Origin of the sequence: Psychromonas marina (assembly GCF_030161115.1) — a bacterium.
Classification (GTDB): Bacteria; Pseudomonadota; Gammaproteobacteria; order Enterobacterales; family Psychromonadaceae; genus Psychromonas; species Psychromonas marina.
In genome coordinates this window covers 541982-553824 of the sequence record NZ_BSPQ01000002.1, presented here as the reverse complement: position 1 = coordinate 553824, position 11843 = coordinate 541982, and the positions used below count along the sequence as shown (strand labels likewise).

Here is an 11843-nt window from a genome sequence, read left to right as displayed (position 1 = left end):
CGATATTAATACCAATGGAATTTAATAGGTGATCAGAGTTTGCGTAGGAAAAATTATTACTAATAAGGCGTGAGTTGCAGGAGATAGTTGTTCTCACTTCAAAACTCACAACGCAGTTAGGGATAATTTTAACCAGCAAGAATGATCACTTTATTAATTCCTTTGGTATAATTGCCACTTATCACGACCTTTGCTGTAACTAGTACTCTATGATTGTAATTAATCTTGATTGCGTGGACCACCCGGTCCGCCTTCCGGCATAGCAACCAACTTGTCATGCATCATTTTACAGGTTGCTTCAACGGTATCGCCTTCTGGAGAGGTAATTGAAACGCTGTCCCCCTCCGATTGTCCTTCGCACACTTCGAATGCTTCTGGAGGTGGTTGGCGACGTTCTCCTTTTTCAGCCAAAGCTTGCGCTGTAATAAAAGTAAATGCGAGTGATGTTAATGTAATAAATATTTTTTTCATGAAATACCTTTCAACGTGATAACTGTAAAATGAAAACATCATAAATGTTAACCAAATATTGTAAAAACATGCACATAACCCTTAACAAGGATGTGCATGTGACGACTTGCATTAATCCCCATATTGTTTCAAAACAAAAGAGAGAAAATACGCTTTATAGCGTTTATATTTTTCGTTGCTTACCCACTTATTTAGAACTTAATCATAAAATATCAGTGGTTAATGCAGGGTTAATATGAATAATTATTTTATGGTTTTCATTTATAAAAAATTTCTCTATTTAAAAAAGCATTCTCGCGCTATTATTTTATATTCTTGATCAATAAGATAAGTGGTAGCTAATGAAAAATAGAACATTACAGATCAATGAACAATGGTTACAACGTCTCAGTGATGAACCAGGTAAAAAACGACGCTTAGATAAGCGCTCACCTTTTCAACGCGATAAAGCACGTGTATTACATTCCGCTGCTTTTCGTCGCTTACAATCGAAAACACAAATCCACAATAATGGCCTGAGTGATTTCTATCGCACACGCTTGACACACTCTTTAGAAGTGGCGCAAATAGGAACGGGAATTGTCTCTCACTTAGCGGTGATTCACCCAGAGTTTACATCTTTACTGCCGAGTAAAAGTTTGGTTGAAACTATCTGTTTAAGCCATGATATTGGACACCCTCCCTTCGGGCATGGCGGTGAAACGGCGCTTAATTATATGATGATCAATGATGGTGGGTTTGAGGGGAATGGGCAAACCTTCCGTATATTGACCCAGCTAGAACCTTATACTGAATTTAATGGCATGAACCTGACACGCCGCAGTTTACTCGGATTATTAAAATACCCGGTCTCTTTGAGCGATATTAGTGCCCCCTACCCCAAAGATACTAGCCGCAGCTTTCGTGAATTAAAAACAGAAGAGTGGATGCCAGGAAAAGGCATCTATGAGCACGACAAAAGTTATTTTGATGCGGTATTAGCCCCGCTTTGTGAAGCAGATCGTGAACTGTTTAGTACCTTACGAGCGCAACGCTCAACGGAACAAGGACATCGCAAGTCGCGCTTTAAATCATTTGATTGTTCCATCATGGAGATAGCCGATGATATCGCTTATGGTGTTCACGACCTTGAAGATGCAATTGCGATGGGGATTGTCAGTAAATCATTGTGGCAAGAAAAAGTGGCGACACAACTAGCAGAAATAAGCGATTTCTGTCTCAGCGATCAGTTAACAGAACTGACAAATGATCTTTTTTCAGCACAACATTTCAAGCGTAAAGATGCGATTGGTGCACTGGTGAATGCGTTAATCACCTCGATTAGAATCGATATTGTTGACCCACGTTTTGTTGAACCTTTACTCGCTTATAATGCATTTTTAGAAACCGCTATGTTTAAAGTTTTAGAGATATTAAAAAGCTTCGTGCTGAATTATGTGATTAAAAGTCCGGATTTACAGATTCTTGAATATCGAGGGCAACAGATCGTAATGGAACTCTTTGAAGCGTTTAATGCAGGACCTCTGCGCTTTTTACCCGAGCAGGTAAAACAGGTATACAGAGAGCAAACCGATAGCTCACGTCAAAAACGCGTGATTGCTGATTACATCTCTAGCCTAACCGATAACCACGCACTGCGTTTACACGCGAGCTTATTTAGCAGTAATCAAACCACCCCGATGATGGGGCAGCATTCCTTTTAAACTAAAAAGCCACGATAGCGGTTTAATGCGATCGTGGCTTTGAAGGTGTTTATACCAATGGAATTTAATAGGTGATCAGAGTTTGCGTAGGAAAAATGATTACTAATAAGGCGTGAGTTGCAGCCTTTCGAGAGATTAACTGCGTTAATCCTCTATCGGAGAATTAAATTAAAGACTTTAATTCTTTAATAGTTGTTCTCACTTCAAAACTCACAACGCAGTTATTAATAATTTTAACCAGCAAGAATGATCACTTTATTAATTCCTTTGGTATTACTAAAGAAAAGTAGTAATAAATAATTAACGCATATTACTTGAGCGAATATTACACCTTGCTAATGCACTTGGATAATGACGACTCTCGCTAATCTGCTGCGCGTAGATATTCACTTCTGACTCAGACAATAAATGCGCCATGCTAAAATGGCCTTTGCCGATGCTTTCACGATCTACATAACCTAGATTGACTAATTGCTTAATAATTTCATCCGCAACACTTGGTGCAGATGATGCTTTAACAATCTCACAACGCGCATAATGTTCACCCGAAAATGATACGCCAGCAGCACGTAGGTCAGCATCATCTCCAGGAATTTGCTGTGCACCAAACAATGGCTTTGAGCTTATCGTTGCACTGTTCGCAAACTCAGGGATAAAGCGACTCAGATGATCAATTGCACCTTGGGTACGTTGATTCACCTCTTCTGTAGGCCAGCCTTTATCTATCTTATCGATAAAATGAGCATTTAATTTTGGTTGTGCACTAATGGTCGAGCTTTCAACCAAACCGTTTTCAAACAGTGTGATCGACTCGGTCATGCCATGCAGTTGAAAATGGCCATCTGGGTATGGCGTAAATTGTGCCATGCCATTAGGAGTGCCCCGCTCACCAAAAAAGATAAGCTCAGGCCAAACCGTATTAGAACCTTGCCACTGAGTGACATAAGCGGCTTTAAACTCAACCAATCGTTGTCGTTCAAGGCCTAACATATCATCAACTAAACCACTTCTAAAACCCGCGGCATTAATCAAAAAGTCAAACTCAGCGGTGTGTGAAGCCCCTTCGCATTGATAATCAACTTTCCAAGTATCAGGCAATGATTGTATATTTGTTACCTTGCTATTGGTTAACACTGAGCAGCTATTAATTTTATTAAGTGAAAGTTCAGCACTGGCAGCTAACCTGAATAAGTTCAATCCATATTCCTGCACCATGATAATAGGGAACTTTAACTGTTCTAAGTCAACATGATGAGCAACAGGGATCATCCACTCAGATAAACTCGTTGGTTGCTCAACAGCCTCAACGGATTTTAATGCTTCAACGTCTTCACGCGAGAATATTTTAAAGTAATGCTCTGGCGAGCCTAATACTCGATTTCCCGCATCAAGCTCAATTAAGCGCTGATATTCGGCCTGCAATTTGTACAATCGAGGTAAAAGATCATCAGGCTCGCCATCATCATTTGTCGGAACAGCAACGACCGTAGGGCGATAATCGACAGCATTAGGGTATAAACGCACCAGATCAATTGATTCACGTAACAGGGTTAAGCATTGTGCGTCAGATATTTCCCGATAGAGGTTACCGCCCGCATGCAGATGACAAATCGGTGGACCATTAACCAGTGTCGGGTTTTTCTCCAGTAGCGTTACATCTAATCCCAACTCACCTAAACACAGTGCGACAGTTGCGCCAGCAATACCGCCACCAACAATGCCGATACGGGCTGGGGCTAACGTTGTTTGTATATCATCACTCATCAGCGATTAATCCACCAATTCATATTGGTTAGTGACAGCAAAAGGGGCAATAATGTCGGCAAAATCACTGCATACGAAGTCTGGTTTATGTTCAGCAATATCTTCACCGTAGTTGTAACCATAGGTTAAACCAATGCTCTGCATATTGGCCGCATTTGCCGCTAAAATATCGTTCTTAGAGTCCCCTACCATCACACACTGTTCAGGTGTCACCGATAACGTTTCACAAACATGTAATAGAGGCAGTGGAGATGGTTTACGTTCAGGCAGACTGTCGCCGCCTAATAATAACTCAAATAAACCAGTCAGTTGCAAACCTTCTAGAATAGGCTCAATAAAATCAAAAGGTTTATTAGTCACAATCACTAAGCGGTAACCTTGTGCTTTAAGAATTTTCAACGTTGAACGAACATTAGCGTAAGTAACAGTATCAACACACAGGTTCTTTGCATAGAAAGTAAGGAAGATATCTAATGCTTTATCAAACAGTGCAGGATCGATATCTTGATCAAAATCTGCTTTACCTGATAAACCACGTTTTACAATTACTTGGGCACCATTACCAACCCATGAGCGAATAAGATCATCACTAAAGGTTTCTCTACCTAAGGTGGTTAACATATGATTAATCGCTAATGCGAGATCCGGTGCACTATCGATTAATGTACCATCAAGGTCGAAGAGGATGACTTGTTTGTTATTAAATTTCAAAACGTTAACCTTTGCAATAAATGAGTTACCTTATCTTACCTAAATAACTACTCATTTTCTATAAAACAAAGTGCCCATAACTCATTGATATAGATAAAAAGTTTTAAATATAAATCACACTCTTTTTGTAAGGAATCGAGACAACTTTGTTTAACACCCATTGTCTGCGCATAATACGCCGCGATTAACGCCTGCGACTGGTCAACTGAAAACTGATTAATACAATTACAAAAAGCTAAATCGTAGGCAGGGGTTGCGATGACCGCATATTCCCAGTCAAGGATATACAGCTGTTTATCATCACCTTGCAGTATATTATTAAGTGAGAGATCTCCATGACACAATGTATCGCAACCACTACGCTGATCTAACTCGCTAGCTAGCGCTAACATTGTCGCAAAACGTATTTCATCGGTATTGACCGTTAGCTGTTTTTTTAAACGCTGTAACTCAAAGACCAAACGCTGTTTAGGCGCACCTTCGGCCGGTAATTTATGGATACGATGAAACTGAGTGGCGAGCAATTCGCTCATATTAGTTTTATCTTCAGGAATCAACTCACCTTGGATGTATTGCTGTAGTTTATAATATTTATTATGTGCTAAAACCTGTGGTGTTAACTGCTGCTGACTGGCCAACTGCTGAACTAAGAACTCCTCTTTACGATCCTGTTCAGAACGCGCTTGTTGATTTAATCGCTTAAAAACAAACGCATTATTTTCATCATTGGTTATTAAAAACACATCGTTGGTTAACGCATTGTCAAATTGTTTTACCGTCTTAATCGTGCCAACATCGTGTGTTTGCAACCAACTTATTTCTTGCTCGTTAAGCAGCTTATTATTCATTTTATTTTATCTCTTAATTACTTTCATGAGCATAAAAAAAGAGCATGTAGGCATAAGCCTACATACTCTATTTATTATTAATACGATCATCGTACAGATTTATTAATTTACGATCCACGGCGTAATGCGTAACACTTTATAGCTAAATAGTTCATCTGCAGGCATCGATTGCAGTGTATCATTTGCGATTAATAGATCACCATTGCTCGCTAATTGATGACCATCAGGCAAAGCGCTCGTTGCTTCAATCGGATAAGCCAATTTAAAGCGTAAGCCTTGGTAAGTGGGTAAAAAGTATTTACCAATCATGCCTGCATTTTTGCGTAATACACCTTCAAGTTGTTCACTAATAGCAGCCAGTTTTCCAAAAGTTAAAGCATTTAATTGCGACTCTTTAGCCATCAGCGTTACTTGTAGTGCACAGGCTTGGTCAAGGACCGTTTCAACTTCAATCATGGCACCGTCTTTTCGATGTTGATCTGAGTAAAAAGGTAATAATCGCCCCTGCGGCTGGAAATCTATTGGCTCTCTTTTATTATCGACAACCATTTCAGCTTGATCAATCACACATTGGTTACCGGTTTTAGGTTCAACTAAATAAAACGCAGTAGTCACATCTTGGTAATCTAGTTTATACATGGTTTTCATGTAACCAAAAAATAACGAGTAGTTTAATTTCAGCGTTGAAGAAAACACATTTTGGCTTACTAACAGAGATAACAATAACAAGGTAATGCGCATTTTAAGCCTCAAATTCAGAACTATTTTTTGAACCATTTTGTTCAGTTGAACCATTATTTGATGAATCATCATTGTCAGAATCATCATTGTTTTTATCATCCACTTCGGTCGCTACAACGCCGACACCACAAGTTTGACGATAGACAATGCCCATCAAATTAAAGTAGAAAGGAATGAAGAAAAACAACCCAATTCCAGAAGGTAAAGCGGCGATAATCGCTAGTAAAGCTAACAAGATAAATAGCAGCGTAAATTGAAACAGGTTTTTATTGACCAGTTTAAAGGATAATTTAATCGCCAGTTGTGGTGTGATTTTCTTCTCTGCAATCAATGGGTAAACCATACAAAATGCCATATTAAAATAAAGCACAACTAATACCAGCGGAAGGAAGGCATTATCCCCTAATACGGCATTGAGTATGACAATCATAATATAAGAAATAATGTTAAGTATCAGGCTTGCAAGTGCCAGCTTTAATAACATATTAAAGAAGTTAAATAGATCCGTTGAGCGGGTTTTAAGGCCTATCGAATGGTGGATCCCCATCATTTGTAACCCAGTAATTAATGGCGTCAAAATAAATGAGCTGAAGATGAAGTTAACAATTTCGCGACTCGACTGATTTAAATCAGCAAGTACGGTATGGCTAAGAGAGTAAAGACTACCAACAATTGCGACAGTAATTAAACAAGCAATAACTAAGGGTATGAAATGAGTGCGGGTGATGGAAAAAGCGTCTTTAAACAGCAGTTTAAAATCTAAAGTATAACCATCAGTCAGTGATTTTTTGAGATCACCGCCTAATACAAAATGTGTTTTGTTCATAACTCGCTAAAAGCCCCAGTAAAAAAAATTTACACTCATGTTACTGCAATATACAAGTTAGGTAACATGAGTATCTAGGGCATCATTGTAACTAATTTTAGGTTTTATGCTAATGATTTAGCTGACAATAGCTTATCGACTATGTGTGGTACTACTTGTGTCGCTTTACCCTGCTCTATTTTATCAAAGTGACTATGTATTTCACTCGTTTCTAAGTTAACCTCTACCGAATAGGCGCCGACACTTTTAGCTTCTTCAACAAATCCCGCAGCAGGGTATACCGTACCAGAAGTACCGATCGCGATGAACAGATCTGCTTGGGAAAGGTTATGATAAATAATGTCCAAGCCTAATGGCATTTCACCAAACCAGACGATATGGGGACGTAAATTCTCAGGGTACTGACAACAGTGACAAAGATCATTCTCGGTCATATCATCAACCCAATTGATAACTTGATTAGTTTGAGGACAACGTGCTTTTAATAACTCACCGTGCATATGAATCACATTTTTAGACCCTGCTTGCTCATGCAGGTTATCAATATTCTGCGTCACCAATAAAAACTCACCATCAAAGTTTTTTTCAAGTTCCGCTAAGGCATAATGTGCGGCGTTAGGCTTAACATCGCCAGTACAAAAATCCTGGCGACGTTTATTATAAAAATCCAGTACTAAAGCGGGATCTCTTTTATAACCATCTAAGGTAGCAACATCTTCAAGTTTATATTTTTCCCATAAACCATCTTTATCTCTAAAAGTACGAATGCCTGATTCTGCTGAAACACCTGCACCTGTCAGTACGACGATTTTTTTATATTGATTTAAAGGCAAACTATTCTCCTTTTGAAATATGACATATCAACACTTAGTGTAGGGTAATCATCAAAAAAAAATCTGTTTCAGTTCATAAAAAAAAGGCATAAAAAAAGCCGCAATGCGACTTTTTTAACAGTTTAAAAAATTAAACTATGGATTAACCATTAGTAGGCGTATCCGGTAAATTTTCTTCGACTAGCTCTTTTAGCTTTTGTCCTGCTCTAAAAGTTACAACGCGACGCGCTGCAATTGGAATGTCTTCACCGGTTTTAGGGTTACGACCAGGACGCTCACTTTTATCCTTCAGCTCAAAACCACCAAAACCAGAGATTTTAACGGGATCTCCATTGGCCAGTGTCGATTTGATCTCTTCAAAAAAAGACTCAACAAACTCCTTTGCGTCGCGTTTACTAAGACCTACCTCTTGTGATAAATGTAGTGCTATTTCAGCTTTAGTCAGTGCCATAAATTATTCTCTCAAAGATGCATTAAACTCTTTAGAAACTGCCTCTACGATAGCATTTACGCTATCGGCAATCTCCTGCTCCTCTAAAGTGCGAGTCGTATCTTGTAAGATCAAACCTATTGCTAAGCTCTTATTACCGTCAATTACGCCTTGCCCTTCATATACGTCAAATAAGTTTAAGCCAACTAATTGGGTTCCGCCAATATTTTCTATAAATTTTAAGACCTTACCTGCACTAATTTTTTTATCAACGACAAAAGCTAAGTCACGATGATTAGCTGGAAACTTCGAGATATCCCCTGCTGACGGTAGCTGGCGCGTAGTAATAGCCTCTAATTGTACTTCGAAGACAATCGGCGTACCTTTTACTGCAAATGGCTTGACATGGCTAGGGTGTAAAGCACCAATATAACCAATATTCTTGCCATTACGGTAAATACCCGCAGATTGACCTGGGTGCAGTGCGCTATGAGTTTCTGCTTTAAATTCAAAGCTTCCGCCATCAACACATAGATCTAAGACGCTTTCTAAATCAGCTTTCAGGTCAAAGAAATCTACATTACGTTGTTCGATATCCCAATGCTGCTCCGTTAAGCTACCGATAATAACACCAGATAACATCGCTTGCTGATTGATGCCATTTTCTGCATTTTCATCTTTAATAAAACGTAAACCCGTTTCAAATAAACGTACACGTGGTTGCTGACGTTTTTGATTCTTAGAAACACTTTCTAATAAACCAGTCCATAGGCTGACACGCATCGCTGACATATCTTTAGAGATCGGATGAGGTAGAATAAGTGCATCTGCTTCTGGGTGTAGTTTCAACTGTTTATCTGGATCAACAAAGCTGTAAGTAATTGCTTCATTAAATTCACGGCTTACTAACATATCGCGAATTTTTGATAACTTAAGTGAAGCTTCACTATGAACCGGCATCGTTAATGCCGCTTGTGGTGCAATATTAGGAATATTGTTGTAACCGTAAACGCGTGCCACTTCTTCGATTAAGTCTTCCTCAATCTCCATATCGAAACGATATGTTGGTGCAACAGCAGTCCAAGCATTATCTGCAAATGTTACTTCACAGCCTAATTGCGTTAGGATTTCAGTCACACGTGCATCTTCAACAACATGACCAATTAAACGGTCTAATTTTTTACGCGTTAGTGTAATCGTTGCTTGTGTTGGTAATGTCGCTTCATTTACCGCTTCTGTAATTGGACCTACTTGACCACCACAGATTTCAACAAGCAACTGTGTTGCACGTTCCATCGCTTTAGCTTGTAACACAGGGTCCACACCACGTTCATAACGGTGAGAAGCATCCGTATGTAAACCGTAGCTACGCGCACGACCAGCAATAGCAAGTGGCGCAAAGAATGCACTTTCAAGGAAGATGTCTGTTGTTTCTGCTTGTACGCCAGAATCTTGACCACCAAAGATACCTGCCATAGCAAGTGCTTTAGATTGGTCTGCGATCACTAATGTATCAGCATTTAATTTAACTTCTTTACCGTCAAGTAATGTTAGCTTTTCATCTTGCTCAGCAAGGCGCACTTCAATGCCACCTTCAAGTTTAGTAAGATCAAATGCGTGCATCGGATGGCCAAACTCAAGTAAAACATACTGCGTGATATCAACCACTGCATCGACACTGCGTACACCACAACGACGTAGTTTTTCAACCATCCAAAGTGGTGTTGCTACATCTTGGTTAATGCCTTTAATAACACGACCTAAGTAACGTGGGCATGCTTCTACTGCTTGAAGATTAATCGCAACAGTATCATCGATAGAAACAGCAACATTTTCCCATGTCGGTGCAGTCGCAGATATAGCATTTAAAACGCCAACTTCACGAGCAAGACCAGCAATGCCTAGGCAATCTGCACGGTTAGCTGTTAAATCAACATCAATTGTTACATCATCAAGGTTTAAGTATTCACGAACACATTGACCGATTGGCGCATCTAACGGTAATTCGATGATACCTTCAGCACTGTCAGCCATACCAAGTTCTGATTCACTACATAACATACCAAATGATGGTTGGCCGCGTAGTTTCGCTTTTTTGATTTTGAAATCGCCAGGTAATACAGCGCCAACAACAGCAACTGCAACTTTAAGACCTAAACGACAGTTTTTAGCACCACAAACGATGTCGATTAATTCATCTTCACCGATGTTGATTTTTGTTACTTGTAGTTTATCTGCATCAGGGTGCTGGCCACATTCAACCACTTCACCAACTAATACTTTTGTAAATTCACCGGCAACCGCTTCAACGTCGTCTACTTCAAGACCCGCCATAGTAATTTGGTGTTGTAATTCTTCTGAGCTAATTTCTGGGTTAACCCACTCGCGTAACCAAGCTTCACTAAATTTCATTATTTTTAACCCTTATTTGAATTGCTTGAGGAAACGAAGATCGTTCTCAAAGAAAGAACGTAAATCATTTACGCCGTAACGCAGCATTGTTAAACGCTCAATACCCATACCAAATGCGAAACCTGAGTATTTCTCTGGGTCAACACCCATCGATTTTAGTACTGTTGGATGTACCATGCCGCAGCCTAAAACTTCTAACCAACCGTTTTTACCTTTTACATCTACTTCTGCAGAAGGTTCAGTGAACGGGAAGTAAGATGGGCGGAAACGGATCTCAAGATCTTCTTCAAAGAAGTTATGTAGGAAGTCGTTTAAGATACCTTTAAGTTGCGCAAAACTTACGTTTTCAGCAATCATCAAACCTTCAACCTGATGGAACATTGGTGTATGCGTTTGATCGTAATCGTTACGGTAAACACGGCCCGGAGAGATAATACGTACTGGCGGCTCTTGGTTTTCCATGGTACGGATCTGTACACCTGATGTTTGTGTACGTAATACTAAATCAGGGTTGAAGTAGAATGTATCGTGATCAGCACGCGCAGGGTGATGTGGCGGAATGTTCAGCGCATCAAAGTTATGGTAGCCATCTTCAACTTCAGGACCATCTTTAACTTCAAAGCCTAACTCGCTAAAAAACTCAACAATACGTTCAGTTGTACGTGTTACAGGGTGGATGTTGCCAATAGCAGCACCGCGACCTGGTAATGTCACGTCAATTGTTTCTTCTGCTAGTTTTGCATTCAACGCTTCTGTTTCAAAAGCTTGTTTACGTGCAACTAATACAGCTTGGATAGCTTGTTTCGCTTTGTTGATCATTTGACCAGCAGCAGGTTTCTCAGCAGGAGGTAATTTACCTAAGCCTTTCATCTGCTCAGTCATTAAGCCTTTTTTGCCCAAGTACTGTAAACGGATCTCTTCTAGCTCGTTACCATCTACGGCGTTTTCTATCTGTTGTTGCGCATTAGCAACGATTTCATCAAGGTGCTGCATTCGTTTTATCTCGATTAATATAGCAAATGTATTAAATAACTGATTTGCATGGCAGATTAAAAAACCATCTCGATACATGATAGATTTTAAAGGGGTAACCCATTAAAAAAT

11 protein-coding genes are annotated in these 11843 nt (G+C 39.6%); 1 reads left to right on the top strand and 10 read right to left on the bottom strand.

Annotated features, from left to right (window positions below; translation table 11 throughout):
* Positions 1-219 precede the first annotated feature (219 nt).
* Positions 220-471, bottom strand: a complete 252-nt coding sequence (locus QQK09_RS06730; RefSeq protein WP_284203346.1) for a hypothetical protein — start codon at positions 469-471, stop codon at positions 220-222.
* A 341-nt stretch (positions 472-812) separates the two neighbouring features.
* Between QQK09_RS06730 and QQK09_RS06725 the strand changes: the two genes are divergently transcribed.
* A complete protein-coding gene (locus QQK09_RS06725; RefSeq protein ID WP_284203345.1) occupies positions 813-2174 on the top strand; it encodes an anti-phage deoxyguanosine triphosphatase in 1362 nt (453 codons plus the stop codon).
* 300 nt (positions 2175-2474) lie between these two features.
* On the opposite strand, the gene QQK09_RS06720 is transcribed toward QQK09_RS06725, so the two are convergent.
* From QQK09_RS06720 to pheS, 9 genes are all read right to left on the bottom strand, one after another.
* On the bottom strand, positions 2475-3938 hold the full coding sequence (locus tag QQK09_RS06720) for an FAD-dependent oxidoreductase (RefSeq protein WP_284203344.1): 1464 nt from the start codon (positions 3936-3938) through the stop codon (positions 2475-2477).
* A gap of 6 nt (positions 3939-3944) precedes the next feature.
* Positions 3945-4649 (bottom strand): phosphoglycolate phosphatase, encoded by a 705-nt coding sequence (locus QQK09_RS06715; protein WP_284203343.1) that lies wholly within the window; start codon positions 4647-4649, stop codon positions 3945-3947.
* A gap of 47 nt (positions 4650-4696) precedes the next feature.
* Complete coding sequence (locus tag QQK09_RS06710; RefSeq protein WP_284203342.1) at positions 4697-5497, bottom strand: phosphotransferase; 801 nt, start codon at positions 5495-5497, stop codon at positions 4697-4699.
* 102 nt (positions 5498-5599) lie between these two features.
* Positions 5600-6238, bottom strand: a complete 639-nt coding sequence (locus QQK09_RS06705; protein WP_284203341.1) for a DUF2987 domain-containing protein — start codon at positions 6236-6238, stop codon at positions 5600-5602.
* A gap of 1 nt (position 6239) precedes the next feature.
* Positions 6240-7064 carry a hypothetical protein gene (locus tag QQK09_RS06700; protein ID WP_284203340.1) on the bottom strand — a complete coding sequence of 275 codons (825 nt, stop codon included), beginning with the start codon at positions 7062-7064 and terminating at the stop codon, positions 6240-6242.
* Between the two features lie 104 nt (positions 7065-7168).
* Positions 7169-7918 (bottom strand): Sir2 family NAD+-dependent deacetylase, encoded by a 750-nt coding sequence (gene cobB / locus QQK09_RS06695; protein ID WP_284203487.1) that lies wholly within the window; start codon positions 7916-7918, stop codon positions 7169-7171.
* Between the two features lie 121 nt (positions 7919-8039).
* Positions 8040-8348, bottom strand: coding sequence for an integration host factor subunit alpha (locus tag QQK09_RS06690; protein WP_284203339.1), 309 nt, complete (start codon positions 8346-8348; stop codon positions 8040-8042).
* Positions 8349-8351: 3 nt separating this feature from the next.
* Entirely contained in the window at positions 8352-10739 is a 2388-nt protein-coding gene (gene pheT / locus QQK09_RS06685; RefSeq protein WP_284203338.1) for a phenylalanine--tRNA ligase subunit beta, read from the bottom strand.
* 12 nt (positions 10740-10751) lie between these two features.
* Entirely contained in the window at positions 10752-11732 is a 981-nt protein-coding gene (pheS, locus tag QQK09_RS06680; protein ID WP_284203337.1) for a phenylalanine--tRNA ligase subunit alpha, read from the bottom strand.
* Positions 11733-11843 lie beyond the last annotated feature (111 nt).